Consider the following 26,696-nt stretch of genomic DNA (forward strand, 5'->3'; position numbering starts at 1 on the left):
GTTAGTCAAGTCCGACGCCGCCGCGAGGCCAAACCTCGGCGTCCTCGAGTTCGAGCTCTTGCGGCAACTGCGCGCCCTGGCGGCAGGCGGCGCATTGCTGCCCCGCGGGGGAATCCCGCCAGAGGCCGATCGAGGTGGCTGCCCACCTGTCGGCCGCGGGCCGGCACTTGTCGGTGAGGGCATCGACGTCCTCGGGGCTGGACATGTCGGTGGAGTGCGCCTCCGAACGGTGCACCATGGTGGCCAGTGCGCCGGGATTGTCCAGCAGGGGGCAGGGACGCAGCATGTTCTCGTTGAATGGCTGGCCCCTTCGGTACTCGGCGAACAGTGGGCCCTTCAGCGATTCCAGCAACGAAACGTCGTGGATGTTGGCCGTTGAGTAGTGGATGAATGCGCAGGGCTCCACGTCTCCATTGGCGTTGATGTGCAGGTAGTAGCGGGCTCCTGCGATGCACCCGTCGACGTACTCTCCGTCGTTCCAGAAGTCCAGCAGGAAGATCGGCTTCTCCTTGCGGAAACGGCGCACTTGGCGGTACATGAACGCGCGTTGCTGGTCAGTGACCATCAGGTCGGTGGGGGATCCGTTGCCGACCGGCATGTAGGTGAAGAACCACCCGAACTTGCAGCCCAGGCGGAGCATCTCGTCGAGGTACTCGTCACTGCCCACCGACTCGACATTCTGTGAGGTGTAGCAGGTGGAGAAGCCGAACCCGAGACCGCGCTCGCGCAGGAGGTCCATCGCGCGGACGACGGCCCGGTAGGTGCCCGGACCGCGCCGGGAGTCGGTCGCCTCCTCCGACCCCTCGATGCTGATGGCCGGGAGGAAGTTGCCGACCCGCTTCACCTCGTCGGCGAACTTCTCGTCGATGAGGGTGCCGTTCGTGAACGCCAAGAACACGCAGTCGGGGTGCTTCTCACACAGCCGGATGATGTCCTTCTTGCGGATGAGCGGCTCACCCCCAGAGTAGATGTAGAAGTAGGTGCCCATCGCCTTGCCCTGCTCGATGATGCTGTCCAGGGTCTCGTAGCTCATCCGGAGCTTGTGTCCGTAGTCGGCCGCCCAGCAGCCGACGCACTTCAGGTTGCAGGCCGAGGTGGGGTCCATCAGGATGGCCCACGGCACGTTGCAGTCCTCCGCCGCCATCACCTGCTTGCGACGCTTGTTGCCCAGGATGCAGGAGTTGATGACGAAGTTGCGCAGCAGCGTCCGGCGCATCCTCGGGTCGATGTCGTCATAGACGCTGGCGACGAGCCGGTTCCCGGCACACGAGGGATCATCGAGCACCTTGCGCACGGCCCGATAGGCGCGGGGCTGCTCCGTACGGTCGAATCGCTCGAGCCAGTCGAGCAGCCTGGGCGCGTTCGACCGGAAGTCTCCGTCGATGTAGTCCAGAGCCCTCTCCACGCCGAACGATGTTGCCTGGTCCATCCACCTGGGCATGTTTCTCTCCTTCTGGTTCACCTCGAGGCGAGCCGGTGGTCCTGCACGGCGGCCGGGTCGGGACTCCATCGGATGTCCGTCCGGACTTCCTTCCATCCGGGACCTCGCCTACCGGCTAACCGATATCGTACTCTCGATATGAGAGTCTACTCTCGGTTCGAAACCTCTGGGGGTGTGGATGCAGAGCGGCAGGAAGACGACGATTGCGGTCGACGAGCCGCTTCGCGGCGTCTGGCCGGCGACCGCTGCAGGGTCGGATGCTGTGGTCGGGCCTCAACGTCACTGTGGTGGAGCGAGAGGACCGGATCCCTCGCCCGGCTTGTCAGCTGATCGTGACCCCCGATTGTGACGGTGTGGAGGTCACCGCACTCGACTCGCGCCCCTGACGCCCGGTCAGCGGGTTGAGCCCCGGGTCTCGCCCCAGTGGGTTGGGGCCGCTCGTCGCCGATATTTCCTCGGCGGCGATGGTCGGGTGCAGTCAGGTGGCTGGGTGCAGTCAGGTGTCGCGGCTGCTTCCGGCAGGCAGGTTGGACCAGACCGGCACGGCCACTGCCTCGTCCGAGCCGATGTCCATCCCGGTGCGCATCATCGTCTGGAAGTGTGCGGCGATGAAGCGCTCGAAGCGCACCTCGTCACCGGTCCGCAGTGCGTCGATCAGCTCTCGGTGGATCATCACGCTCCGCGGACGGTGCACCTCCACGTCCGGTGAGAACGTCGCACGTGCACGGCTGACCCGCAGAACCGTCAACAGCATCCGGTGCATCTCGCTGAGCAGGTCGTCGCCGGCGACCCGGACCAGGACATCGTGGAACCCGAAGGCCGCTTCCAGGTACGCCTCTGGATCGTCAGTCCCGGCGATGATCCGGAGCAGGTCCTCGAGTCTTTCGATGTCGGCGTCCGTGATACGAGCGAGCACCCGGGGGACGGCGCGGTTCTCGACCCGTACGCGCAGTTCGAACATCCACGCCGGGCTCACGTTCGTGTGGTTGAACCATAGATGGACGACGCCGAGCCGTACGTGGGGTGGCCTGCTGGCGACGAACACGCCGCCGCCCGGCCCGCGACGCACCTCGATGAGCTGCCGATCCCGGAGGATGCCCAGAGCCTCATTTATCGCCGTCGGGCTGGCCTCGAAACGCTTCATCATCTCCGTGCGCAGGCCCACCCGCCAGCCGACCGGCCAGTCCTGATCCCGGATCTCCGCCTCGAGCGTGGCGGCGATCTCCTGCGCCCGGGAAAGCCGGGGTGGCAGGTCGCTCTCGCCGGCTGTCGTCGCGTGGTTGCTGCTCACACGCCCATCCTCCCGCAGATTCTGCCGGTCGAAAATTCTGTAGCCAGAATCTCTTGAATTATGCATACACAATATGTCATGCTCATCACACCGGCAGTCAACGACGAGTGCGAAGGGCAGGGCGAGATGGGCGACCGAAGCCGCGGCATGGTGGACGTGCATACGCACGTCTTCGATCCCGACCTGCCGGACCTGAACGTCGCCGACGGTGGGTCGCTGCCGAGCGTCGAGCGGCTGTCCGGCGTAGCGATCCGGGTCTACCACCGCGGCCGTCCGTACCGGCTCCTCGACGAGCGAGCCTGGTCGCCGGCCGCCCGACTGCGTGACATGGATGCCAGCGATGTGGCCGTGCAGGTGCTGTCGCCCACGCCGGTCACGCTGTGCCAGGACGCGGGGGTCGAGGAGGCCACCGAGCTGGCCACACACCAGAACGCGTTCCTCACCTCGCTCGTGGCGGCGGCTCCCGACCGGTTCGTGGCGTTCGGCCACGTCCCGTTCCAGGTCCCGGCCACAGCAGCCGCGATGCTCGAGGAGCTGATGGGCCGCCCCGAGTTCGTCGGCGTCGAGATCGGCCCGCAGGTCGGTGACCTCCCGCTCAGCCACGAGTCGTACGCTCCCTTCTGGGATGCCGCCGAGCGGACCGGTGCGGTGGTGTTCCTGCACCCCGTCGACCACTGCATCGACCCGCGGATCGTTCGGACCGGGGCGTCGTTCGGGCTCGGGATGCCGACCGAGACGGCCATCGCTGCTGCCGACCTGCTGTTGAACGGGGTCCTTGCCGTACGCCCGGGGCTGCGAGTGCTGCTCGCCCACGGCGGGGGAAGCCTGCCGTCCGTCCTTCCCCGGCTCGCCCACGGTCAGCGGATCCTCCCGATCGCCGCGACCGCTCCGTCCGTCATGGACCTCGCCGCTCGGCTGTGGGCCGATTCGTTGACGTACGACCCCACGTCCCTGGCCCTGGCGGTCGAGCGCTTCGGGGCCGGCCATCTCGTCGTCGGCTCGGACTACCCCTTCTCGGCGATGGAGGTGCCGCTCGGTGCCGTGCTCGGCCCTCCGGGTGGCGGCGCGGCCGACCCCGGGGTCCGGCTCGACCCGGCCGCCGCAGACCGGATCCGCTCCGCCAATGCGTACGACCTGCTGGGTCGCCGCCTGCGCGGACCCCAGCCATCCGTTCCCACCACTCCCGACCTCACCCCACTGGAGGCATGACCGTGACCGACACCAGATTCCTGGGACTCGGACTGACCCACTACCCGTTGCTGGCCGGCAAGGACGAGGACATGGCCGGGTTGCTCCGCTACACGCTGCGCGACCCCGATATCCCCGCCGAACTCAAGGACCCCGCATCCTGGCCCGAGCCGATGCGTGCCGAGTGGTCCGACGACGGTGGCACCGCCGCGGCCGCCGGGCACCGGAGGGCCCTGGTCCGCGACCTGGACCGCTGTCGTGAGGCCCTTGACGATTTCGCTCCCGACTACGTCGTCGTCTGGGGCGACGACCAGTACGAGAACTTCCGTGAAGAGGTCATCCCACCCTTCTGCGTTCTCGCCTATCCCGATGTCGAGGTGGAGGCCTTTGCAGTGCTCAACTCGCTGGGCCAGACCAACGTCTGGGGCCTGCCGGATGACCAGCAGGTGACGATCAAAGGCGATCGGGATTTCTCTCGGGCCTTGGCGGATTCGCTGATCCGATCCGGTGTCGACATGTCCTACTCGTACGTGAAGCGGAAGGACGCCCACTTCCCGCACGCGATTCTCAACACCCAGCTGTTCCTCGACTACGAGCACGCCGGGCAGCGGTTCCCGTACACCATGGTGCCGATCACGGTGAACTGCTACGGCGCTCACGTCATCGCCCGGCGTGGCGGGCTCGCCCACTTCGCCCAGATCCGCCAGGAACAGGTCGACCCGTCCGGCCCGACCCCGCAGCGCTGTTTCGAGCACGGTGCCGAGGTCGCCCGGGTGCTGCGTGACACCGGCAAGCGCATCGCGCTGGTCGCCTCGTCCAGCTGGAGCCACGCGTTCCTGCACGACAAGGGCTGGCACCTGCGGCCCGACACCACCTCCGACCGGAATCTGTACGACGCTCTCGCCGCGGGGGACCTCGACACCTGGCTGGCGGTCACCTCGGACGAAGTCGTCGCCTCCGGCCAGCAGGAGATCCTCAACTGGTACTGCCTTCTCGGTGCGGTCCATGAGTTGGGCCTGCGGCTGGAGTGGTCGGACTTCGTCTCCACCGACGTCTTCAACTCCAACAAGAGCTTCGCCATCTACCGAGAGGGAACTCGATGACCGCCGCCATCACCGGCCTTCAGACCAGACGGATCCGCACCGGCGGCTTCGGGACCAGCTACGTGGAGGCGGGGTCCGGCGCGCGGGCCCTACTGCTCCTCCACGGCTCGGGCCCGGGAGTCTCCGCACTGGCCAACTGGAACCACAACATCCCCGCGTTGGCAGACAACTTCCACGTCGTCGCCCCGGACATCGTCGGCTACGGCGACACCGAGCGGCCCAGGGACATCATCTACTCGCTGCGCGTGTGGACCGACCACGTCTGGGCATTCCTCGATGCGCTGGGGCTCCAGCAAGTGGCGATCGTGGGCAATTCACTCGGCGGCCGCATCGCGCTCGAAATGGCGCACGACGCCCCCGAACGGGTCGAGCGGATGGTGCTGATGGGCTCGCCCGGCCTGGGGATGTTCCAGACCGAGGGGCTGACGGCACTGCGGGCGTACGACCCGTCGCCGGAGAACATGGAGGCGCTGCTCAAGGAGTACTTCGCCGTCGACAAGAGCATCATCACCCGCGAACTGGTCGAGCGGCGGTACGCCGCGTCCCAGGAGCCCGGCGCGCACGAGGCGTATCGGCTGATGTTCTTCGATCCTCGGCACAGGGGCAACGAACTCGGTGTCACCGAGGAGCAGGTGCGCGCGACCAGGACCCGCACCCTCGTCATCCACGGCCGGGAAGACCGCGTCGTTCCCAAGGAGGTCGGCTGGACCATGGCGAACACGCTGCCGAACGCCGACCTGCACATGTTCGCCCACTGTGGCCACTGGACCCAGATCGAGCGGTCCGGCCATTTCAACGCTGTTGTCACCACGTTCCTCCAGGAGGCATGACATGACCATCACCACCACAGACACCGGGCTGGGTTCACACCACGTCATCGAGGAGCCGGAGAGTCGCACGTTCCGGGTGCGTCGTACGGCGATGACGTCCCAGGACGTCTTCGAGGCGGAGCGCGAGAGGATCTTCGCCCACACCTGGCTCTACCTCGGCCACGAATCCGAGATCCCGGACAAGGGCGACTACGTTCGACGTCCGGTCGGCGGCCGGCCACTGTTCATGGTCCGTGGCGCGAAGACCGGCGAGGTCAACGTCTTCCACAACACCTGCACCCACCGCGGGGCCGCGATCTGCCGCGCCGACAAGGGTAGCCAAAAGGTGTTCCAGTGCTTCTACCACGCCTGGACCTTCGACTCCGAGGGCGAGCTCAAGGGTGTTCCGGGCGAGGACGCCTACGTGGATGAGATCGACCGCGCCGGCCTCGCCTTGCAGAAGGTCCGCACCGAGAGCTACCGCGGGTTCGTCTTCGTCACGTTCGACCCGGAGATCGAGGACCTGACGACGTACCTCGCGGGGGCGCGTCAGTACCTTGACTACGTTGTCGACGCGATGAACGGCGAGGTCGAGGTCGTCCCCGGCACGAACGAGTACGGCTTCGACGCGAACTGGAAGCTGCTCGTGGAGAACAGCATCGACGGCTACCACGCCTCCTCGACCCACGACACGTACTTCAAATACCTCCAGACCCTCGGTACCGACCTCAGCATCGGCGTCAGCGGAGTGACGAAGGACCTCGGCAACGGACACGCCGTGCTCGAGTACCGTGCGCCCTGGGGACGGCCGGTCGCCTCGTGGGAACCGCTGTTCGGTGAGGACTCCAAGGAGGAGATCGCCCAGCTCAAGGCCGACCTCGTCGAGAAGCACGGCCCGGAGAAGGCCGAGATGATGACCGAGATCAACCGCAACCTGCTGATCTATCCCAATCTGGTCATCAACGACATCATGGCCGTCACGGTCCGGACCCTGGTCCCCACCGCTCCCGATCGGGTCGAGGTCACGGCCTGGGAGATCGCCCCGAAGGGCGAGCTGCCGCAACTGCGCCAGCGCCGCCTCGACAGCTTCCTCACCTTCCTCGGCCCTGGCGGCTTCGCCACCCCGGACGATCTCGAGGCACTCGAGTCCTGCCAGCAGGGATTCAGCTCGGGCGGCGTCGAGTGGAACGACATCTCCCGCGGGATGGGCCGCGCGGCGCAGGCGACTGACGAAGAGCAGATGCGCGCCTTCTGGCGTCGCTGGCGTGACCAGCTCGATACGACCAACTGAGAAAGGAACCGGACATGACCACCATCACCCGCGAGAACGCGGCCACCGTCACCCGCGCGGAGGTCGAGGACTTCCTCTACCAGGAGGCCGCCCTGCTGGACGAATGGGACCTGCCGACCTGGCTCGACCTCTTCACCGAGGACGCCATCTACCAGGTGCCCTGCAACGATGACCCGACCGGTGCGGGCGACCGATCGCTCATGCTGATCGACGACAACCGGCTGCGCCTGGCCTCCCGGGTCGAACGGCTCGGCAGTCGCAAGGCCCACCGCGAGTACCCGCACTCCAACCTGCGCCACTTCATCTCGAACGTCAGGATCCTCGAGCAGGACAGTGAGGTCCTCAAGATCACCTGCTCGATGCTCGTCGGACGCTTCCGGGCGAACCGGGAGACCTGGTACTGCGCTCGCGCCGACTACGACCTGCTGCTCAGCGGCGGTGCGTTCCGGATCCGCCGCAAGCGGGTCGCTCTCGACATGACGACGCTGCGCCATTCCAGTGACGTCGCGATCATCCTCTGACCCGGTGGCTACGAATCGGAACCCGGTGAGCCGCCCTCCCGTTGAGCAACGCCGGGTCGCCATCGTCACCGGTGGCGTCTCCGGGATCGGGGGCGGCATCACCACTCGGCTTCTGCGGGACGGCTATCGCGTGGTGGCCACCACCAGGACTCCGGTTGATCCCGGGGCCACCGCCGAGCGACTCGGCGCCGAGGACGGTGCGCTCGCCTTCGCCAACGGCGACCTCGCCGTGCCGGGGGCGGCCGACCGGATCGTGGATGCGGCCCTGGAGGCTTTCGGTCAGGTCGACGTCCTGGTGAACAACGCCGGTGGGGGAGTCATCCGCCCCACCCTCGACCACACCGAGGAGACCCTGGAATCGACCATCCGCAACAACCTCTGGACGACGATCCGGAGCACGCTGGCCGTGCTGCCGCACTTCGTGGCTCAGGGCAGCGGACGGATCGTCAACATCGGCGCCGAGTCCGTCCGCAACGGGCTCACCGATCACGCCATCTACAACGCGGCCAAGGGCGGCGTGCACGCGCTCGCCACCGGGCTGGCCCGGGAGTTCGCGGGGCAGGGCATCACCGTCAACGTCGTTGCGCCGTCCTACACCCGGACCGACGAACTCGACGCGCTGATGGCCGCCGGAAAGGCGCCCGCCCGGTTCGGGCAGGTGCTCAGCGACGCCCTCGAGCTCATCCCCATGCACCGCGCAGCCGAGGTCGAGGACATCGCCGCAGCGGTCTCCTACCTGGCCTCCGAGGACGCCGCGTTCGTCACCGGCCAGGTCCTCAGCGTCAACGGCGGCAGCAGCATGTGCTGACTCCGCCCTCGGACGAGCACACCGCCAAGCATCACCACACGAAGGAATCACCAGCATGACAACGGACAGCATCCTGCTCGACGACACGCCCGAGAGCATTCCCGTCACACCGACGGGCGGCCCGATCGAGGTCGACCTGCTCATCGTCGGAGCCGGTCCGGTGGGGCTCTTCGCCACCTACTATGCGGGCGTCCGTGGACTCCGGACCGCGGTCGTCGACTCGCTCCCCGAGCCCGGTGGCCAGGTCTCCGCGATGTATCCGGAGAAGCCCATCTACGACATCGCGGGATTCACGTCCGTCACCGGGAGGCAGCTTGTCACCAACCTGGTCGAGCAGGCCGCGCAGTACGACCCGACCTACCTCCTCGGTGACCAAGTGGTGACCTGCGAACCCCTCGAGGGTGGTAGCGGCTTCGAGGTGGTCACGGACTCCGGGGCCGTGATCCGTACGGGTGCCGTCGTCATCGCCGGAGGCATCGGCACGTTCACCCCACGTGCGCTGCCGGCAGGGGAGGCCCACCTGGGACGTGGGCTGGACTACTTCGTCCCCCGGCTGACGGACTACGAGGGCCAGGACGTGGTGGTGGTCGGTGGCGGGGACAGCGCTTGTGACTGGGCGCTGGCGCTGGCACCGATCGCTGCCTCGGTCACCCTGGTCCATCGTCGCACGGCGTTCCGAGCCCACAAGGCCACGGTGGAGAAAGTCCTCGCCGGGAACGTCGAGGTGATCACCGACGCGCAGGTCACCGCGGTGATCGGGGAGGAGCGGGTCGAGTCGGTCATCCTCTCGACCCCCGACGGCCCGGTGACGCGCCGGGCGGACCGGGTGATCGCGGCCCTGGGCTTCCAGGCCAACCTCGGACCGCTGCGGGACTGGGGACTCGACCTCGTCGACAACCGTCACATCGTGGTCGACTCGACGATGGCGACGAGCCTGCCCGGGGTGTACGCCGCCGGCGACATCACCGACTACCCGGGTAAGGTGCGGCTGATCGCGGTCGGCTTCGGTGAGGCCGCGACCGCGGTCAACAATGCCGCCGTCTTTGTCCGGCCCGGATCCGAGGTCTTCCCCGGGCACAGCACCGACCAGGATCCAGCCTCCGCGAAAGTGAGCGTGGCCTGATGGCATATGTCGTTCTGTCCGCCTGTATCGACCAACTCGACCAGTCCTGTGTGGAGGAGTGTCCCGTCGACTCCATCTACCAGGGCCAGCGGAAGATGTACATCAATCCGGTCGAGTGCATCGACTGTGGTGCCTGCGAGCTCGCCTGTCCGGTCGGGGCGATCACTCTGAAGAAGAAGGCCCCCGCCGAGGAACGGGCATTCGCCGAGGACAACGCGTTCTTCTTCGAGACGATTCTCGAAGGCCGCGACGCGCCGGTCGGCAACCCTGGTGGTTCGGCCGCCGTCCCGGCCATCGGAGTCGACACGCCACTGGTCCGCGACTACGTGGGGTGAGGGCACCAAGCCCTCGCTCCGCCGCGGCCGGTGACTCAGCCGGCCGCCGTGACGTCGGTGAACGCGAACCGGTCGCCGTCGAACAGGCCGCGGTCGCTCACCTTGAGCGAGGGGACGACCAGCAGTGCCATGAACGACAGCGTCCCGAACGGCGCCTGCAGCGGCGAGCCGAGACGCGTCCGGACCCGGTCCAGGAGCGCTTGGTAGGACTCGGCCACCTCCTCGGCGGGCCGATCGCTCATCAGCCCGGCCACCGGCAGCGGGAGCACCTCGACCGTGTCGTCGGCGACGGCGAAGCCGCCACGGTGCTCGATCACGGCATTGACCGCCCGGGCGAGGGAGTCGGCGTCGGTCCCCACCCCGATCACATTGTGGGAGTCGTGGGCCACGCTGGACGCGATCGCGCCGCGGACGAGCCCGAAGCCGCGGATGAACGCGACGGCGGGCGGCGCCGGCCGGTAGCGGTTGACGACGGTGATCAGCAGCACATCGCCGGCCGGGTCGGGCCGCACGACCCCCTCGCGGACGGCCAGGTCGACGCGGACGGAGCCGGTCAGCAGGTCGCCGTCGGTGACGGTGATCACGCGACAGCTGGCGCTGCCGGACTCCGCCGAGGCGGGGACGCCCAGATCGCCGGGCCGGACCGGGGCCGCGGCAAACCGGTTCACCGGCCGGGCGGTCACCCGGGGCAGCAGGCTCGTCCCGTCCTCAGCGACCAGCCGGCCGTCGATCCAGGTACGGCGGGGCCGGAAGTCACGGAGGTCGTCGAGCAGCACCGCGGTGAACGGGTCGCCGGGGCGCAGCCGGCCGAGGTCCAGGCCGTAGTGGTCCTGTGGGGTGAGGCACGCGGCGGTGAGGACGGTGAAGACGTCATGGCCGTACGCCACCGCCCGCGCCACCAGCCGGTCGATCTGGCCGTGCACCAGTTCGCTGGGGTGGAGGTCGTCGGTGCACAGCATCGTCCGGCCCGGGTGGCGATCCAGCAACGGGTGCAGGGCCTCGAGGTTGCGGGCCGCCGACCCCTCGCGGATCAGGATCAGCATGCCAGCGGCGATCTTGTCCTCGGCCTCCTCGAGGGTCGCGCACTCGTGGTCGGTGCTGATCCCGGCCGCGGCGTACGCGCGGGCCTGTTCGCCGCGCAGCCCGGGCGCATGCCCGTCTACCGGGTATCCCCGGCGCCGCGCCGCCTCGATCTTTGCCGCCACCGCCGCGTCCCCGGACAGGACGCCCGGGTAGTCCATCATCTCCGACAGGTAGCCGACCTGGGGCAGCGCGAGCAGGCCGTCGACCTCCTCGGGGCCGAGCCGCGCGCCGGAGGTCTCGAAGGTTGTGGCCGGGACACAGCTCGGCGCCCCGAACAGCACCCTGAACGGGGTGGCCGCGGTGTTCTCGATCATCCACCGGACCCCGTCGCCGCCCAGGACGTTCGCGATCTCGTGGGGGTCGGAGACGCTCGCCACGGTCCCGTGCCGTACGGCCATCCGGGCGAACTCGGTCGGGGTCAGCAGGCTGCTCTCGATGTGGACGTGCGCATCGACGAAGCCGGGAGTCAGATAGCCGAGCCCGGCCGTCTCCGGGCCGAGTTCGGTGACAGCGGTGATCACACCGTCCGACCACCCGACCTCGGCCAGCCGGATCCGCCGGCCCTCGATGTCGACCACGTTGGCCCGTACGGATCCCGATCGTTCACTCATGGGACCCCATGATGTCATCGACCCGTGCCGGGACGACGACGGTGGCCGGGCGTCAGCCCTCGAAGAGAGCACCCTCGCTGCGGGCCGCGGCCCGCAGCGCCTCATCGAAGGTGGCGACCTGGCCACCGATCTCGAGGGCCGCCGCCAGCACTACCGCGCCGGGCATCTTCAGCCGGGTCCGCGCCCGGACCCGCGCCAGGTGCAGCGGCCAGCTGTCGCCGCCGTCACCGAGGACCCTGCAACCCAGGTTGCCCCGGGTGGCGTCGTCAACTTTCTGTTCCTGACCCTTGCGGACGGCCCCGACAAGCACTTCCGCGAAGGTCAACGCGTGGATCCGCCGAGGCATCCCGAGGGTCGCCAGGATCAGCGCGATGGCCTCCTCGTGGAGGTCGTTTGACGGCTCCAGGTACGAGATCAGGACGCTGGCGTCGAGGACCACCGGAGCGGTCATTCGGGCCGCTCCGCTCGTAGGTCCTCCAGGTAGCCCGGCCCGTAGATGCCGGGCACGGTTCCGGCTCCCGCCAGGATGCGATGGCGTTCTTCGGCGAGGGCTTCCGCGTCGTCGGTCTCGATGTCGCTGGCGCCTCGCAGTGCCAGCCGGGTCAACAGTGCGCTGTCCGGTTCGCCGGGCCAGTGGCGCGCCGCAACCTCGAGGGCGTGCTCAACCGATGGGCTGTGGGTCACCAGGGTCCGCTTGCGGGTGGTCGGCATGCCCTGAGTGTAACACCATCCTCAGTGGTGTATCACCGCATCCCTGCTCGAGTGCAATGGCGGGGTGCGGGGTGCTGGCGTGGTCAGTCGTCCTCGTCGGCGCCCTCGAGGTGTTCCAGGGCTTCGAGGGGGGTTTCGAGTTCGCCCTGCCAGGCTTCGATGCCCTCGCGGACGGCGAGCCCGGCGACGACGAGGGCGGCGACGGAGTCGGCCCATTGCCAGCCGAACAGGGTGTTGGCGAGGAGGCCGATCAGGACGGTGCCGGACAGGTAGACGCACAGCAGGAGCTGCTTGGCGTCGGCCTGGACGCTGCGGGAGCGGAGCTCCCTGCCGGTGCGGGTCTCGATCCAGGCCAGGCCGGGCATGACGATGAGGCTGGCGATGGTGATGGCGATGCCGAGCGGGCTGTGTTCGATCTCACCGCCGATCCCGGCGAGGTTGAGGATCGCGTCGACGGTGACGTAGGCGGCGAGGGCGAAGAACGCGATCGCGATGGCCTTGACGGTGACCCTCTCCCACCGTTCGGGGTCCTTGCGGGTGAACTGCCAGGCGACTGCGGCCGCAGACGCGACCTCGATCACGGAGTCCAGCCCGAATCCGATCAGGGCTGTGGAGGATGCGACGGCTCCGGCGAGGAGCGCGACGATGGCTTCGATCACGTTATAGGTGATGGTGAAGCCGACGATCCAGCGCACCCGGCGGTGCAGCTGGGCTCGGCGGTCGTCGGTGAGGGTTGTGGTCACGGCGTTCCTGTCGGTCGGTCAGGCGTGGGTGGGTGTTTCGTGGTCGGCGTGGGCTGACGCCGACCCGGTGCCGTAGGTCGGGCACAACACCACCGCGTCGCCGGTCAGCGCCAACACCTCCTCCGCTGCCGCGAGGAGCCGGAGCGTCGCCTCGGGGTGTGCCAGCGACCACAGCGACGCCCGGCCCTGTGGCCGGGTCTCGACCAGCCCGCAGTCCTTCAGGCAGGCCAGGTGCTTCGACACCGTCGCCTGCGCCAACCCGAGGTGCCGCGTCAGGTCCACCACCTTGTGCTCGCCCAGGGCGAGGTGCCGCACGATCGACAACCGGGCCGGCTCGGAGAACCCACGAAACAGACACGCTGCCGCGGCCAGGGCCGCGGTCTCATCGAGGGTGTGTTCGTCCACTAACGCTATCATCGCCACTCGGCGATCATAGCGTTATGCGGCAGTGCTGTCGACGCCGGCCCGACCGACCCCTGCACCGGGCGAACACTCGGGTCAAGAACTCCCGGGTCACCAGGCCCGCTCAGGGGTGCGACTCGACCGCGACGTCCGACCATCCCGGCGACCCGTCGAGGACGGGCCCTGGCGTTGCGCCGCGCAAGGTGGTGTCGAAGAAGGCGAGCGTGACCGACCGCATGACCTCGTGAACGTGATCGCCGGACGCGCTGGTCATGCCCGACCAGGCGAACAGCGGCGACCCGAACGGCGCGTCGGTGAGATCAGCGTGGAGGACGCCCGCGACGGTGACATACCAGGCCGGGGCGCTGGTGTTGGCGTACACCGCGCGCTGGGTGCCGTCGTAGTGGCGGACCTCGACCGGGGGCCAGCCCTCGCGGATCATGTCCGACGCCGGACGCGTCAGCCAGAGCGCTGGGGCATCGAGTCCGGAGACCACTGCGTCACGGGGCATCGGGGCATCCAGGAACTCACAGGCGCGCAGTCTGCTGTCGGTCGCGCACCACTGCGCGAGCTCGTAGCCGCCCAGCGACACCCCGGTGGCGCCGACACGGGTGAGGTCGAGGCGTCCGCCGAGTGCTCCGTCGCCCGCGTTCAGCGTCGTCAGGTGATCGAGGACGGCACGAGGGTCTGCCGCCAGGTAGGACGCCAGTCCCTCCGGATAGGCGATGCCGTTGACCGTCGGCACGGTCGGCGCCGGCTCGATGGACTGGTCGATCGCGGGCTTCAGCATCGCAGCGCCGGCGTACGGGACGCGCGTACCGTCGAGCAGGAGCGCCGAACTGGCGGTTCCCGGCTGGTCGAGACCGACGACGAGGTAGCCGTGGGAGGCCAGTTCCTCGACCTGCACCATCTGGCTCTGCCGCAGCCCCAGGTTGCCGGTCAGGACGAACACCACCGGTAGCCGCTCACCGGAGACGATCGGTGCGTCGGTGATCGCGTGCGTCCGGGCCGCATGCAGGTAGGCCAGCAGGAAGTGCGGCAGTCCCGCGTAGTCCGCGAGCCCGTCCGTGGCGTGGGGATCGCGGAGGTAGGGCTCCGCCCGGCCGCCGGCGGCGTCGGTCGGGTACCAGAGCTGGACGGTGAGCGTACGAGGGCGTCCCGACCCGGGCAGGAAGATCTCCGGGCGCGACCCGTCGGTGACCGACAGGACGGTGGTCCCGATCCGGTGTGCGCCGGTCGGTGCCGGAAGGAAGCGCAGCGGCATCAGCGCCAGCAGGGCGGCACCGATGACCATGGCCAGTGTGGTGGCCCCGATGACCGTGGCGCGGACGCCCGCCCTGCGGTGGTCGAGGCCCGCCCCGACCGCGAGGAGGAGCAGGAGCGCGCCGACCAGAACGGGGACGAGTTGCCACCGCACCGGGGCGACCGCCAGTGCTGCGCCGGACGCCGCGACCGCCGCCAGCGCGGTGGTCACCCGGAGCCACCCCGGCAGCGGCGTGAATGCCGTGGCCAGACCCAGCAGGCCCGCCAGGCATGCCAGGATCTCGAGCGGAACCATCGTCGTACGTCCCCTCACCTCAGGAGGCGAGCGTCGCGCCCCACGCGCGAGCGCGATCGAGCTCACCCGCCGCGAGATCAACGGGCGATCCAGCGACGGTGAAGCTCTCGCGTCCCTCGACCGAGGCGTGCGCGGCGCGAAGTCGGCGGGCGATCCGCTTGGCCGCCGACCCCGAGAAGGCGCTGGGCAGCGCCGTGTCGAACGCGGCGGTCCGTACGCCGGCGAGGCGCGGGTCGCCGGCCAGCCATTCCGCTACGCCGGTCGTCGGGACCTTCGCCCCACGACGGGCGGCTTCGTCGCGCGACCGGGCGGATGGCAGGCCCAGGTTGTGCGTCGGTGCCCCGACACACACCAGGTCATGTCCGTCGGCCGTGGGGCCGGAGGCGGCATCCGTGACGGTCACCTCCGCGCCGGCGGAGCGCAGTCCGTCGGCGATGGCCGCGGCGATCCGGGAAGTGTTGCCGAAGCAGGACTCGACGACGATCAGAGCGTGCATGGGATGGCCTTCCAGAAGATCCGTGAGCAACAGGTATTTGGCATTTGAAGTACCAAGTCCTATATGAAAGGCTAGGCGCATGACGGACGGTCTGCAACTGAGGGGAAACCCCGGTCGTCGCCGGAGGCTGAGCGATGTCGAGACCGAGCGGCTGATGCTTGAGGCCGGGCGCGCGGTCGTGGCGCAGGAAGGGTTGTCGCTCAGCCTCGAACACGTCAGCATGGAGGACCTGATCCAGACTGCCGGCGTTTCGCGTACGTCGTCCTATCGGCGCTGGCCGACCAAGGACGCCTTCGCGGCTGACCTGCTGCTCTACATTGCCGAGCACACCGAGCTGTCGAGCGACTTCGCCCCGTACGCGGAGGCCGTCCGGACGATCCCTGCCGGAGTGCTGACCTCGCTCGACACCGAGCAGGGCCGCCGCGACGCCATCGTCGAGGTCTTTCGGGTGCTCACCGACGCCGACTATGCCGCCGCGCTCGGCTCGCAGACGTGGCGCAGCTACCAGGTGCTGCGGGCGGCGCACGGGGCCTTGCCCGACGGTGAGCTGCGCCGCCGCATCGCGTCGGCGCTCCGTGGGACCGAGCGCCGGTTCGTCCACTATCGCGCGGCGATGTTCGCCGCCGCGGCGGAACTGATGGGGTATCGGCTGCGGAACCCGGAGGCGTTCGACTGGCGGACCCTTGCCGAGATCACCTCCGCGACCTTCACCGGGATGGCGGTACGCGGCTACTCGGACCCCGAGGCCGTACGGACGCCCCGGTCGTGTGCGCCGTTCGGCAGTTCACGTACGGCGCCCTGGACGTTGCCCGCCCTGGCTGCAGCGGAGGTGTTCTTCGCCGCGACCGAGCCCGATCCGGAGGCCGTCTGGGACGCAGCTCGGGTCGCCCGCGCCGCTGCGCAACTCGGTGACATCGATGCCACTCTGGCAGATCTCTGGGCGGGCGGTCAGTCGGCGAGCACCCTCGGATAGTCGACGGGAGCGAACGGGGCTCCGGCTGCGAACGCCAGGTCCGCGAACCGGTCACCGGTCACTGGGTTCGTCATCTCCCCATCTTCCTTCCCCGGGGTGGCCTCATTTTCGGCGGCGCCGAACAACGGCAGCAGCTCAGGTCGGCTCCGAGCGGGATGTCTTACACGCGTGTGATTCTCCACAATGGGGATAAGTCCTGTGGATAACTACAGTGGTGTAACTCTGCTCTTGGGCTGTGACGGTACGCCCTGCCGCCCCACCCGGAGGCGGGTCGGCGGGGCGTACGGGCGAAGATTCCGAGCCCCCCGGAGAGGGAGCGGGTCAGTCCTCCTGGCCGATGTCGACCATCCAGCGCAGGCCGTAGCGGTCGGTGACGTCGCCGTAGAGATCGCCCCAGACCTGCTTCTCCAGCGGCATGTTGACGGTGCCACCGGCGGCGAGCTGCTCGAACCAGCCGCGCAGCTTCTCCTCGTCGGCCCTGGGGCCGGCCAGGCTCAGCGAGATCTGGCTACCCTCCTGGTGCGGCATGCCGGGCGGGGTGTCGGAGGCCATCAACTCGAAGTTGTCGCCCTTGAGGGTGCTGTGCATGATGCCGTCGGCCGGGCCGCCTTCGAACCCGAACTCTCCGTACGTCGACAGCGTGAGGTCGCCGCCGAAGACGGTCTGGTAGAACTCCATGGCCTCGCGGGCCTGGCCGCGGAAGGCGATGTAGGGGGCGGGCAATGACATGGGCTTGCTCCTCCTGGTGGGATGCGTCGGATGTGACGCACACAACACAGCGTAGGAAGCCGGCCGGCCCCGGGGAACCCCTCGGGGCCGCGATTCCGCTCAGTCGGCGGTCAGCGAGCCCTCAGGACGCGGGTGGTAGTCGTCGACGTCGACCAGTTCGTCGCTGGTGTTGGGGGTGGCGACCGTGCCGGCGTCGATCTCGTCGCCGGCACCGGAGCGCCGGCTCACCAGCAGGGCACCGATCCCGGTGGTCAGTGGCATCGCCAGGGTCAGGCCGATGGCGCCGACCAGGGTCCGCAGGATCTCCACGGCGAACTGTTCGGTCATGATCGTGGAGTAGAGCGGCCGGTCGTACATCGCCAGCAGGAGCAGCACCGACATGCTGGTGCCCACGGTGGCGAAGACGATGGTGTAGACCGTCGAGGCGACGTGGTCGCGCCCGATCCGCATCGCCTGGCGGAAGATCTGCCCGGCCGACTTGTCCGGATCGTCGGCCAGCTCCCAGACGGCGGAGGCCTGAGTGATGGTCACGTCGTTCAGGCCACCGAGGGCGGCGATGATCATCCCGGAGAGCACCACCGCGGTGAGCTTCATGTCCGGGGCGGCCGAGCCGAGGGTGTAGTCCTCCTCCGTCGCTACCCCGGTGAGATGGGCCCAGTTCAGCGCCACGTACGACAGCAACGCGGCGAGCCCCAGGCCGAAGAGGGTGCCCAACAGAGCTGTGGTGGTCCGGGTGTTGAACCCGTGGGTGAGGTACAGCGCGACGAACATGATCGCCGAGGCGCCGACCAGGGTGACCAGGATGGCGTTCGATCCGGCGATCAGGGCGGGGAAGACGAAGGCGACCATGATGAACCCGGCCCAGGCCAGCCCGAGCACCGACAGCAGGCCGCGCCGCCGGGCCACCGCGACCGTCACCAGCAGGAACAGCACCGCGAAGAAGACCACCGGCGCGGTCCGGGCGAAATCGGCGAATTGGTAGTTCGCCTGGCCGTCGACGGTCGGCACCCGGTAGATCACCACCCGCTGCCCCGGCTGGATGCCGGACCGGTAGATCGCCGCGGTGGCGTTCACCTGGACCTCCTTGCCGGCGTCCTCACCGTCGAGCAGCTTGACGGTCAGCGCGGCACACACCTGGCTGGTCGTCGACGTCGCGCCCTCCAGCCCGGCGCAGCTGATCTCGTTGACCGCCTGCACCTCGCCCTTGGGCATGGTCATGCCGGCGACGGAGAACTGCGCGACATCCTTCTGGATGTGGGCGGCGAGATTGGTCGGCCACAGCAGCACCAGCCCGACCAGGGTCCAGATCGCCAGCGGGACCAGGATGACAATCAGGATCTGGGAGGCGCGGCGGTGCCGGAGGGCACCCTCGACGGTGCTCGGTGCGGTGACGGTGTGGGCATGTGAGTGGGACACGATGGTGCCGGTCTCCCTCGTGGTGTGGGCAGGACGGCACCACGCTACCCCGCCACCGATAGATCCCCTCCTCGTTCGCGTCGATGGGCGCCCTCTAGACTGACCCCGTGCCGCGCACTGTCGTCACCGGGGGTGTCCGGTCAGGGAAGTCCACTTACGCCGAGAGATTACTGGCCGGCGAGCCGGCGGTGACGTACGTCGCCCCCGGCCCGGTGCCCGACCCGGCCGTCGACCCCGAGTGGGCCGCCCGGGTCGCCGCCCATCAGGCCCGCCGGTCCGGGGGCTGGATCACCGTCGAGACCGCCGATGTCGCCACGGCCGTCCGGGCCGCCCGGACACCGGTGCTGATTGACTGCCTGGGCACCTGGGTGACCCGGACGATCGACGAGCTGGGCACCTGGGACGTCCCGCGCGCCGAGTGGGTCGGCGACTTCCTGACGCGGCTGGACGACCTGGTCGACGCCTGGGCCGGCAGTGACCAGTCGCTTGTCGCGGTGACCAACGAGGTCGGTTGGGGCGTCGTACCGTCCTATCCGTCGGGGCGGGTGTTCGCCGACCTGCTCGGCCGGACGAACCAGGCGATCGCCGCGGTCAGTGACCGGCTGGTGCTGATGGTCGCCGGCCGGCCCCTGGAGGTCCGGTGACCTTCCTGGTCCTCGGCGACGCACGACCCGCCCAGGACCTGGCGATGCTGTTGCAGGAGGCGGGGATCCCGGTGATCTGCGCCCTGTTCGGGGACGAGCATCCGCGGCTGCCGGTCCCGCCGATCGAGCTGATCGCCGGCGGTTTCGGCGGTCCCGAGGGGCTGGTGGCGTTCCTGCAGGAGCGCCACGTCCGCGGCATCGTTGACGCGAGCCATCCGTTCGCCGCCGAGATCACCCGGGACGCGGTCGCCGCCGCCCGTACGGTCGGGGTGCCCCTGGTCCGGCTGCTGCCACCGGCCTGGGAGGCCCAACGCTGGCCGTCCGCCTGGCGCTGGGTGGCCGACGAGGCGGCGGCGAAGCGCGTGGTCGGGCGGCTCGGCGGCACCCGCCCGTTCCTCAGCCTGGGGCGCGAGTCGCTGCGCGGTTTCGCCGACTGGGACGACCGCTACGTGCTGGCCCGGGTCTACGCCCCGCCGGCCTGGCCGGTCCCGGCCCGCTGGGAGGTGATCCGCTCCAGCGGCCGACCGCACACCTACCCGGAGGAACTGGTGCTGCTCTCCAGCCGGCGGATCGACGTGATGGTGACCCAGGACACCGGCGGCCCGCTGGACGAGGCCAAGCTGCGGGTCGCCGAGCGGCTGGGCATCTTCGTCGTGATGATCCGCCGCCCCGCCCTGCCCGACGGGCTGCGGGTGGTGCAGACCGTCGACGCCGCCCGCGCCTGGGTGGCCCGGCGGTGGCGGCCGCAGGACTTCTGAGCGCCGTCGGCCGCGGCCACGTCCGCCCGTTCCGGGCACCCGCGGGCCGGGGGCCGGCTCCGCTGCTGGCCCGACCACCCCGTACCGTGGGGTCATGACACGGTCGTCGCGGTCCTCGCACCGCCTCCTGTCGTCGCTGCGGCTGCTGCTGCTCGCCGTCGCGGCCCTGGTCCTCGTCGCCACCGCGTCGGCCCCCGCCCGGGCCGCCGACACCCCCTCGATCCGCCGGATGGACATCACCGCCGTCGCCCAGCGTGAGCGCGGGACGATGCAGGTCACCCAGGACTTCGACATGGAGTTCTTCGGCTCCGGCAACCACGGCCCGTACGTCTACCTCGTCACCCGCCAGGCGATCACCGGTGACGCCGACCACTGGCGGGTGCTGAAGGTCAGCAACGTACGCGCCACCAGCCCCACCGGCGCCCCCGCCCAGCTGCAGGTGGAGGACTCCTCCGGCACCCTCAAGATCCGGGTGGGTGACCCGAACCGGACGGTCTCCGGCACCCAGCGCTACGTGATCAGCTACGACGTCACCGGGGTGGTGAACCCCGATGCCCGTGGCGGCGACGGTGACGAGATCTACTGGAACGCCATCGGCACCGGCTGGGAGAGCCCGATGGACCGGGTCACTGTCACCGTGCAGGGACCGGCCGACGTCACCGGCAGCACCTGTTACGCCGGGGCCCGGGGCGGCTCCGGTGCCTGCGACGGCGCCACCGCCAGCGGTGACCGGGCGGTCTTCACCCAGGACCACCTCGCCGCCGGCAACGGCCTGACCGTGGTGGCGCAGTGGCCGACCGGCACCTTCGTCGACGCCGCACCGGTCTACACGAAGCGCTTCACCGCCGCCAACACCGTGGCCGCCGCCCCGGGGCCGATCGGGCTCGGCGCCGGCACCCTGCTGGTCGGCGGGCTGCTGGCCGCGGTGGCCTTCCTGCGGCGCGGCCGGGACCGGGCGTACGTCGGCCTCACCCCGGGGCTGCGCCCGGCCCCCGGGCAGGAGAGCGCCACCGGCCCGCGGCGTCGCGAGCCGGTGACCGTACGCTTCACCCCGCCCGACGATGCCACGGCCGGCCAGGTCGGCACCCTGATCGACGGCCGGGCCGGCCGCAACGACGTGGTCGCCGGGATCGTCGACCTCGCCGTCCGCGGCCAGCTGCGGATCGAGGAGGTGCCGCCGACGGTGGGGGAGGACGCCGGTCCGCTGGCAAAGGCGTTCGCCCAGAGCAAGGACAAGTTCACCGACTGGCGGCTGGTCCGGCTCCGCGAGGACCGTACGGATCTGCCGCCCCACCTGCAGACCCTCGAGGACGCACTGTTCGCCAAGCACGAGGCGCCGCTGCTGCGGCACGACCTCAACACCGACATCGCCAGGATCGTGCAGAAGGAGCAGAACGCCCTGCAGCGGGAGATGGTCAGCCACGGCTGGTACCGGATCCGTCCCGACGTCCAGCGGGCGCTGTGGCTGGTGACCGGCCTGCTCCTCGTCCTGGTCGGCATCGGCCTCGGGTTCGCCCTCGGCATGGGGTTCGGCTGGGGGCTGGTCGGCCTCGGACCGGTGGCGCTGGGGATCGGGATCTTCGTGCTCGGCTTCTTCGTCTCCGCGCGCACCCCGGAGGGCAGCGCGGTGCTGGCCCAGGCGGAGGGCTTCAAGGAGTACCTGATGACCGCCGAGGCGGACCAGATCCGGGTCGAGGAGGACCACGACATCTTCTCCCGGTACCTGCCGTGGGCGATCGCCTTCGGCGCCGAGTCGCACTGGGTCGGGGTGTTCCGCGAGCTGGTCGCGGCCGGTCGCCCGGTGGCGGAGCCGGTCTGGTACCACACCTGGACCGGGGCCTCGGTCTTCGCCGCCGACAACGCGTTCTTCGGGGCGACCGGGTCGTTCATGGACGCGGCGTCGAGCAGCGGCGTCTGGGCGTCGTCCGGTGCCGGGGGGATGTCCGGGATGAGTGGCGGCTCGGTGGGCGGCGGCGTCGGCGGGGGCGGCGGCGGAGGCTGGTGAGCTGGTGAGCCGACCCGGGAGATGCCCGGGGAACACCCGGTCCGGCGCCGCGGGACCTACGATGTGGGCATGTCCATCTACCGCGAGGCCGCGCAGCTGCTCGAGCGGGATCTGCACGACGCCGTCCGGGAGGGCGACGTCGCCGCGGCCCAGGCGAGCCGGGATCCGCTGATCCTGATCCAGACCTACCTGATGCTCGCCCGGAACCGTGGCCTGCCGATCCGGTCCGACACGGCCGCGGCGCTGCGCGACCTCACCCCGCCCAACGGCCGACTCGATCCCGAGGCGCTCGCCGGCCTGGAACTCAACTGACCGACCGGCGCCGACGTCCTACTCGCCGAGGCTGTCCCCCAGCACGGCGAGCACCGCGGCCCGCGCCTGGCCGGACCGGCCCCCGCGCCGCTCGACCAGCAGTTCCACGAGGTGCTCCAGCACCAGCACCAGGGCCGCCCGGGAGGTGTGCAGCAGCTCGTCGCGGAAGCTCCCGGTGACCGGCGGCACCACGAGCGTGGTGTGAGCCAGCGCCACGAGCGGAGCGTCCGCGAACGAGGTCACCGCCAGCACCCGTGCCCCGGCGTCGCGGGCGGCCCCGGCCGTGGCCAGCGTGGGCCGGCTCGCCCCGGAACCCGACAGCGCCAGACACACCGACCCGGGCGCGAGTTGTTGCGCCGCGATGTGCTGCGCGAGCGTGTCGGGCAGGAACTCGCACGGCCGGCCGGCGGCGCCCAACCGCATGGCCGCGTCGAGACCCAGCGGTGTCGACAGGCCGCTCGCGGCGATGACCACCCGGTCGGCCCGGTCGAGCCCGGCCAGGAACTCCTCGACGGCGCCTTCGGTCAGTGCCGCTGTCATCCGCGGCAGGCTGCGGCCGAACGCCTCGATCCCCGCCCGCAGCGCGCCGACGGCGGTGCCGTCCCCGGTCGGTGCCTCCGGCGTCGGGTCGAAGGTCAGCTCACGGGCGACGGCCACCCGGAGCTGCGGATAGCCGTCGTACCCGAGGGTCCGCGCGGTGCGCACCACCGATGCCCGGCCCACACCGGCGAGATCCGCGAGTTGCTGCGCCGTGCACTCGACGGATCCGGCGAGATCCGCCGCGATGACCTCGGCGACACGTCGCTCGCTGGGTTGCAGCGACGAGGCGAGCGCGGCGATGCGCACCGAGGGTGGTGCGTCAGTCGGTCCCTGCCACACGGATACGTGCTCCCTTCGTGATCCGCTGCCGGATCGCCCCCGAGGCGGCGTCGATCGCCATCGTCACGACCACCACGACGAGGATCAGCACACCGACAGCGTCCCACGTACGGTACTGGGTGTAACCAGTCAGCAGGTCACCCACGCCGCCGACACCGATCAGCCCGAGGATCGCCGAGGTGCGGACGTTGATCTCGAACCGGTACAGCGCGAGCGACATCAGCTCGGGCGCCGCGGCCGGCCACAGCCCCCACCGTGCCGTCTCGAGCAGGTTGCCGCCGGCGGCGCGCACCGCCTCGGCCGCGCCGTCCGGCACGGCCTCGATCGTCTCGTACGTCCACTTGGCGTGTGTGCCGATCCCGCCGATCGCCAGCGCGAGCGCACCCGTGAACGGTGTCAGGCCGGTCACCGTGAGGATGACGATGGCGATCACCACCTCGGGGACGGCGCGCAGCACGGCGAAGATCCCGCGCAGCACCAGGCGCAGCCACAGCGGGCCCACGCCGTGCGCGGCCGGGATGCCGAGCACGGTGGCGACCGGGACGCCGAGCAGCGCACCGACCCACGCCATCTGCACCGACACCCAGGTCTGCTGCAGCGCATACGGCAGCTTCGACCAGTCGGGCGCGGCGAACATCAGCCGCAGATAGTGCGTGATGCTGGCCGGCAGCCCGGCCACGGTCGTCCAGTCGAGCCGCAGCTGCCAGAGCGCGGCGAGGACGACCGCGCCGGTGACGAGCTGGGCGAGGCGGACCAGCGGCCGGCCCGGCCGCGCCGGGGCGACGACGGCGTCGGGCTTCGTCGGGAGCACCGAGGCGCTCATCGCAGCCTCCTGCGCAGCACGTTGGACGCCACCTCGATGAGCAGGACGACCACGAGGATCTCCACGATGATCACGGCGAGGGCACCGTACCGGTAGAACCCGCGCATCTCGTCGATCAGCCGGCCGATCCCGCCCGCCCCGACCAGGCCGAGGACAGCGGAGATACGGACGTTGAGCTCGAGGGAGTAGAGCACCTGGCTCGCGTACACCGGCCAGGTCTGGGGGATGGCGAGCACCCGGTTCACCTGGGCCTGCGTGCCGCCGGCGGCGTGCCCGGCCTCCAGATACGTGGGGTCGGCCGAGTCGACGGCCTCCGAGACGAGCTTGACGACGACACCGAGGTCGAACAGCACCAGGGTGAGCACGCCGGGCAGGGCTCCCACGCCGATCATCGCCACCAGGATCGTGGCGTACACCAGGTCGGGGACCGCCCGCACCACGTTGAGCACGGCGCGCACCACCCGGCGCCCCACGCCGGGGTTGGTCGGCCGGGCGGCCCACAGGGACAGCGGCAGGGCGAGTGCCGCGGACGCGGCGGCGCCCACCACCGCCATTGCGAGGGTCTCCTGCAGCGGCCGCCAGGTGCGCGGCAGGATCGAGAGGTCGGGGTGGAGCATCTTCTCGATCCGGGCGGCACCGAAGTGCCCGTTGCGGGCGATGGTGGCGAGGTCGATCTCGATCCCGCCGAGGGCGGGGGTGATCGTCACGACGGTGATGGCCACCACCAGGGCGAGGACGGCGACCGTCCGCGGCCAGGTCCGCGGCCGCGGCGGGACGGCGAGCGGGGTCACCACTCCTGTCCCAGCCGGTCGCGGGCCTGGATGGGCCGGCCGTAGATCTCCCCGAACACCGCGTCGTCGGCGGTGGCGGCCGGGCCGTCGTAGACGAGCTCGCCGCCGCGCAGCCCGATCATCCGGGTCGTGTACCGGCGCGCCAGGTCCATCAGGTGCAGGTTCACCAGCACGGTCAGACCACGCTCGGTGTTGATCCGCTCGAGGTCCGCCATCACGGAATGCGCCGTCGGCGGGTCGAGACTGGCCACGGGCTCGTCGGCCAGCATGACCCGCGGCTGTTGGGCCAGGGCCCGGGCGATCGCGACACGCTGCTTCTGTCCACCGGACAGGGCGCCGGCGCGGCCCCACACCTTCTCGAGCATGCCGACCGAGTCGAGGGCCGACAGGACGAGCTCACGGTCCGCGCTGCCGGCGAGGCCGAGCAGCGTCCGCCAGGTCGGGGTGTGGGCGAACCGCCCGACCAGCACGTTGTGGTAGACGCTCGCCCGGTCGGCCAGGTTGAAGGCCTGGAAGATCATCCCGATGCCGCCGCGCACCGCGCGCAGGCGGTGCCCCCGCAGGCCGCCGACGTCGTACGGGCCGACGCGGACCGTGCCCGACGTCGGCGCCACGAGGCCGTTGATGGTGCGGATCAGCGTCGACTTTCCGGACCCGGACAGGCCGACGACGGAGACCATCTCGCCGGGCGCAATGTCCAGGGAGATTCCGCGCAACGCCTGGGTGCCGTTCGGGTAGCGGACGGCGACGTCCTCGAGGTGGACAGGCCAAGGCCCGGAGGGGGCGACGGCCGCCTCCGGGCTCGGGGTGAGCTGTTCGGTCACTTGGCCGCGAACCGCGCGGTGACCTTCCGAGCCAGGTCGATCTGGCTGGCATCGGCCGGCACCCAGCCGGTCTGGCCGAAGATGTTCTTCAGCGTCGCGGGGTCGACCTTGTCATAGCCGCCCATGAGTTCGGTGATCTTGGCACTCATGTCCTTGGGCACGTCCGGGCCGACGACGACACCGCCGTTGGGGTACATCTCCGACAGACCGAACACGACGACCTTGTCACCGAGGTCGGGGACCTCCGTGGCCTTGATCGCCGAGCGCGCGTCCCAGTAGGCGAAGCCGACCTCGGCGTTGCCGTTGTAGACGGCCATGATGAGGTTGTCGTTGCCGGTCACCGGCACCTGCTGGAGGCTGTCGACCTTGATGCCGGCGGCCTCCAGGTCCAGGACGGGCAGCTGGTAGCCGGCGGGCGAGGTCGTGTTGCCGAAGGCGACCTTGGTCCCGGGGGTGATCTTCTTCAGCGCGTCCAGCCCCTTCGGGCCGACACCGGTGTTCGTGCTGCCGTCGGCGATGCCGTTGCAGTAGAGGTACTGGGCGCCGTTGGCGGCGTAGGTCGCCTTGACCGGAGTGTCGGTGCAGTACTTGCTCGCGTTGCCGATGCTGGTGAACATCTCTGCGGCGTACGAGGATGCCCCGTTGCGGACGTCCTGGAGCACCGGGACGGCGCCGCACTGGTCCTGGGCGGCGGCGAGCGAGCCGGCATCGGCGATGGCGATCTGGGCCTGGCCGGAGCAGACGGCCTCGACGGCGGCCTGGTAGTCCTTGGTGACGACGCCCTTGACGGTGACGCCGAGCTGCTGCGATAGGTAGTCGGTCAGCGGCTTGGTCGAGGTGACCAGGTCACCGACCTTCTCATTGGGGATGAGGGCGAGGGTGATCTCCGAGGGCCAGGGTGCGGTCGAGGTGGCCGCGGAGGAGGCCGCACCGCCGGCCGCGGTGGAGCTCGAGCCGCAGGCCGCGAGAGTCAGGGTGAGGGCTGCGAGAGCGAGCGCGCCCGGCGCGAACAGGGACTTGCGCATGTC

General features: G+C 70.0%; 29 protein-coding genes. 13 read left to right on the top strand and 16 right to left on the bottom strand.

The window, feature by feature from the left end; translation table 11 throughout:
* Nucleotide 1: 1 nt before the first annotated feature.
* Together R0145_RS00625 and R0145_RS00630 are read right to left on the bottom strand one after the other, a co-directional pair.
* On the bottom strand, nucleotides 2–1,441 hold the full coding sequence (locus R0145_RS00625; RefSeq protein ID WP_317838503.1) for a radical SAM protein: 1,440 nt from the start codon (nucleotides 1,439–1,441) through the stop codon (nucleotides 2–4).
* Nucleotides 1,442–1,937: 496 nt separating this feature from the next.
* Nucleotides 1,938–2,732, bottom strand: coding sequence for a FadR/GntR family transcriptional regulator (locus tag R0145_RS00630; RefSeq protein WP_317838504.1), 795 nt, complete (start codon nucleotides 2,730–2,732; stop codon nucleotides 1,938–1,940).
* Between the two features lie 78 nt (nucleotides 2,733–2,810).
* Here R0145_RS00630 and R0145_RS00635 point away from each other — a divergent pair, with 78 nt between their 5' ends.
* The 8 genes from R0145_RS00635 to R0145_RS00670 are packed head-to-tail and all read left to right on the top strand — an operon-like array spanning nucleotide 2,811 to nucleotide 9,910.
* Nucleotides 2,811–3,941: an amidohydrolase family protein gene (locus tag R0145_RS00635; protein ID WP_317838505.1), complete on the top strand. Its 1,131-nt coding sequence runs from the start codon at nucleotides 2,811–2,813 to the stop codon at nucleotides 3,939–3,941.
* A 2-nt stretch (nucleotides 3,942–3,943) separates the two neighbouring features.
* On the top strand, nucleotides 3,944–5,023 hold the full coding sequence (locus R0145_RS00640) for an extradiol ring-cleavage dioxygenase (protein ID WP_317838506.1): 1,080 nt from the start codon (nucleotides 3,944–3,946) through the stop codon (nucleotides 5,021–5,023).
* Entirely contained in the window at nucleotides 5,020–5,853 is an 834-nt protein-coding gene (locus tag R0145_RS00645) for an alpha/beta fold hydrolase (RefSeq protein WP_317838507.1), read from the top strand. Before R0145_RS00640 ends, R0145_RS00645 begins: the two co-directional genes overlap by 4 nt.
* Nucleotide 5,854: 1 nt before the next feature.
* Nucleotides 5,855–7,123 (top strand): aromatic ring-hydroxylating dioxygenase subunit alpha, encoded by a 1,269-nt coding sequence (locus tag R0145_RS00650; protein ID WP_317838508.1) that lies wholly within the window; start codon nucleotides 5,855–5,857, stop codon nucleotides 7,121–7,123.
* Nucleotides 7,124–7,137: 14 nt separating this feature from the next.
* Complete coding sequence (locus tag R0145_RS00655) at nucleotides 7,138–7,644, top strand: aromatic-ring-hydroxylating dioxygenase subunit beta (RefSeq protein WP_317838509.1); 507 nt, start codon at nucleotides 7,138–7,140, stop codon at nucleotides 7,642–7,644.
* A 25-nt stretch (nucleotides 7,645–7,669) separates the two neighbouring features.
* Nucleotides 7,670–8,452 carry an SDR family NAD(P)-dependent oxidoreductase gene (locus R0145_RS00660; protein WP_317838510.1) on the top strand — a complete coding sequence of 261 codons (783 nt, stop codon included), beginning with the start codon at nucleotides 7,670–7,672 and terminating at the stop codon, nucleotides 8,450–8,452.
* A gap of 55 nt (nucleotides 8,453–8,507) precedes the next feature.
* Nucleotides 8,508–9,575 carry an NAD(P)/FAD-dependent oxidoreductase gene (locus R0145_RS00665; RefSeq protein WP_317838511.1) on the top strand — a complete coding sequence of 356 codons (1,068 nt, stop codon included), beginning with the start codon at nucleotides 8,508–8,510 and terminating at the stop codon, nucleotides 9,573–9,575.
* Nucleotides 9,575–9,910 (top strand): ferredoxin family protein, encoded by a 336-nt coding sequence (locus R0145_RS00670; protein ID WP_317838512.1) that lies wholly within the window; start codon nucleotides 9,575–9,577, stop codon nucleotides 9,908–9,910. Before R0145_RS00665 ends, R0145_RS00670 begins: the two co-directional genes overlap by 1 nt.
* A gap of 35 nt (nucleotides 9,911–9,945) precedes the next feature.
* Here R0145_RS00670 and ade read toward each other — a convergent pair whose 3' ends face one another.
* The 7 genes from ade to R0145_RS00705 all read right to left on the bottom strand — a co-directional run bounded on the left by ade (nucleotide 9,946) and on the right by R0145_RS00705 (nucleotide 15,514).
* Nucleotides 9,946–11,604, bottom strand: coding sequence for an adenine deaminase (gene ade / locus R0145_RS00675; protein WP_317838513.1), 1,659 nt, complete (start codon nucleotides 11,602–11,604; stop codon nucleotides 9,946–9,948).
* Between the two features lie 52 nt (nucleotides 11,605–11,656).
* Nucleotides 11,657–12,055, bottom strand: coding sequence for a type II toxin-antitoxin system VapC family toxin (locus R0145_RS00680; RefSeq protein ID WP_317838514.1), 399 nt, complete (start codon nucleotides 12,053–12,055; stop codon nucleotides 11,657–11,659).
* Nucleotides 12,052–12,315: a hypothetical protein gene (locus tag R0145_RS00685; protein WP_317838515.1), complete on the bottom strand. Its 264-nt coding sequence runs from the start codon at nucleotides 12,313–12,315 to the stop codon at nucleotides 12,052–12,054. Before R0145_RS00685 ends, R0145_RS00680 begins: the two co-directional genes overlap by 4 nt.
* Nucleotides 12,316–12,398: 83 nt before the next feature.
* Nucleotides 12,399–13,058 (bottom strand): cation transporter, encoded by a 660-nt coding sequence (locus tag R0145_RS00690; RefSeq protein ID WP_317838516.1) that lies wholly within the window; start codon nucleotides 13,056–13,058, stop codon nucleotides 12,399–12,401.
* A gap of 18 nt (nucleotides 13,059–13,076) precedes the next feature.
* Nucleotides 13,077–13,475 carry an ArsR/SmtB family transcription factor gene (locus R0145_RS00695; RefSeq protein ID WP_411742066.1) on the bottom strand — a complete coding sequence of 133 codons (399 nt, stop codon included), beginning with the start codon at nucleotides 13,473–13,475 and terminating at the stop codon, nucleotides 13,077–13,079.
* Between the two features lie 109 nt (nucleotides 13,476–13,584).
* Nucleotides 13,585–15,018 carry a hypothetical protein gene (locus R0145_RS00700; RefSeq protein WP_317838518.1) on the bottom strand — a complete coding sequence of 478 codons (1,434 nt, stop codon included), beginning with the start codon at nucleotides 15,016–15,018 and terminating at the stop codon, nucleotides 13,585–13,587.
* Nucleotides 15,019–15,037: 19 nt separating this feature from the next.
* Nucleotides 15,038–15,514, bottom strand: a complete 477-nt coding sequence (locus tag R0145_RS00705; protein ID WP_317838519.1) for a flavodoxin family protein — start codon at nucleotides 15,512–15,514, stop codon at nucleotides 15,038–15,040.
* A 79-nt stretch (nucleotides 15,515–15,593) separates the two neighbouring features.
* Between R0145_RS00705 and R0145_RS00710 the strand changes: the two genes are divergently transcribed.
* The gene (locus tag R0145_RS00710) at nucleotides 15,594–16,487 is read left to right on the top strand and encodes a hypothetical protein (RefSeq protein WP_317838520.1); all 894 of its coding nucleotides are present in this window, start codon (nucleotides 15,594–15,596) and stop codon (nucleotides 16,485–16,487) included.
* Between the two features lie 321 nt (nucleotides 16,488–16,808).
* Here the strand turns inward: R0145_RS00710 and R0145_RS00715 are convergent, their stop codons facing one another.
* Together R0145_RS00715 and R0145_RS00720 are read right to left on the bottom strand one after the other, a co-directional pair.
* Nucleotides 16,809–17,216, bottom strand: a complete 408-nt coding sequence (locus R0145_RS00715) for a VOC family protein (RefSeq protein WP_317838521.1) — start codon at nucleotides 17,214–17,216, stop codon at nucleotides 16,809–16,811.
* A gap of 99 nt (nucleotides 17,217–17,315) precedes the next feature.
* Nucleotides 17,316–18,632 carry a YibE/F family protein gene (locus tag R0145_RS00720; protein WP_317838522.1) on the bottom strand — a complete coding sequence of 439 codons (1,317 nt, stop codon included), beginning with the start codon at nucleotides 18,630–18,632 and terminating at the stop codon, nucleotides 17,316–17,318.
* Nucleotides 18,633–18,739: 107 nt separating this feature from the next.
* On the opposite strand from R0145_RS00720, the gene R0145_RS00725 reads away from it, so the two are divergent.
* The 4 genes from R0145_RS00725 (at nucleotide 18,740) to R0145_RS00740 (ending at nucleotide 22,351) form a co-directional block, all read left to right on the top strand.
* Complete coding sequence (locus tag R0145_RS00725) at nucleotides 18,740–19,276, top strand: bifunctional adenosylcobinamide kinase/adenosylcobinamide-phosphate guanylyltransferase (protein ID WP_317838523.1); 537 nt, start codon at nucleotides 18,740–18,742, stop codon at nucleotides 19,274–19,276.
* Nucleotides 19,273–20,034 carry a precorrin-6A/cobalt-precorrin-6A reductase gene (locus tag R0145_RS00730; RefSeq protein WP_317838524.1) on the top strand — a complete coding sequence of 254 codons (762 nt, stop codon included), beginning with the start codon at nucleotides 19,273–19,275 and terminating at the stop codon, nucleotides 20,032–20,034. Before R0145_RS00725 ends, R0145_RS00730 begins: the two co-directional genes overlap by 4 nt.
* A gap of 94 nt (nucleotides 20,035–20,128) precedes the next feature.
* On the top strand, nucleotides 20,129–22,039 hold the full coding sequence (locus tag R0145_RS00735; RefSeq protein ID WP_317838525.1) for a DUF2207 domain-containing protein: 1,911 nt from the start codon (nucleotides 20,129–20,131) through the stop codon (nucleotides 22,037–22,039).
* Between the two features lie 69 nt (nucleotides 22,040–22,108).
* Complete coding sequence (locus R0145_RS00740; protein WP_317838526.1) at nucleotides 22,109–22,351, top strand: hypothetical protein; 243 nt, start codon at nucleotides 22,109–22,111, stop codon at nucleotides 22,349–22,351.
* Nucleotides 22,352–22,369: 18 nt separating this feature from the next.
* Here R0145_RS00740 and R0145_RS00745 read toward each other — a convergent pair whose 3' ends face one another.
* Genes R0145_RS00745 through R0145_RS00765 form a run of 5 tightly spaced genes read right to left on the bottom strand, consistent with a single transcriptional unit; the run spans nucleotide 22,370 to nucleotide 26,693 of the window.
* A complete protein-coding gene (locus R0145_RS00745; RefSeq protein WP_317838527.1) occupies nucleotides 22,370–23,197 on the bottom strand; it encodes a MurR/RpiR family transcriptional regulator in 828 nt (275 codons plus the stop codon).
* A gap of 13 nt (nucleotides 23,198–23,210) precedes the next feature.
* Nucleotides 23,211–24,053, bottom strand: coding sequence for a phosphonate ABC transporter, permease protein PhnE (phnE, locus tag R0145_RS00750; protein WP_317838528.1), 843 nt, complete (start codon nucleotides 24,051–24,053; stop codon nucleotides 23,211–23,213).
* Nucleotides 24,050–24,844 (bottom strand): phosphonate ABC transporter, permease protein PhnE, encoded by a 795-nt coding sequence (gene phnE / locus R0145_RS00755; protein ID WP_317838529.1) that lies wholly within the window; start codon nucleotides 24,842–24,844, stop codon nucleotides 24,050–24,052. The genes phnE (R0145_RS00750) and phnE (R0145_RS00755) overlap by 4 nt, the downstream gene beginning before the upstream one ends.
* Complete coding sequence (phnC, locus tag R0145_RS00760; RefSeq protein WP_317838530.1) at nucleotides 24,841–25,668, bottom strand: phosphonate ABC transporter ATP-binding protein; 828 nt, start codon at nucleotides 25,666–25,668, stop codon at nucleotides 24,841–24,843. The genes phnE (R0145_RS00755) and phnC overlap by 4 nt, the downstream gene beginning before the upstream one ends.
* A complete protein-coding gene (locus R0145_RS00765; protein WP_317838531.1) occupies nucleotides 25,665–26,693 on the bottom strand; it encodes a phosphate/phosphite/phosphonate ABC transporter substrate-binding protein in 1,029 nt (342 codons plus the stop codon). The genes phnC and R0145_RS00765 overlap by 4 nt, the downstream gene beginning before the upstream one ends.
* Nucleotides 26,694–26,696 lie beyond the last annotated feature (3 nt).

This window comes from Raineyella sp. W15-4 (assembly GCF_033170155.1).
Classification (GTDB): Bacteria; Actinomycetota; Actinomycetes; order Propionibacteriales; family Propionibacteriaceae; genus Raineyella.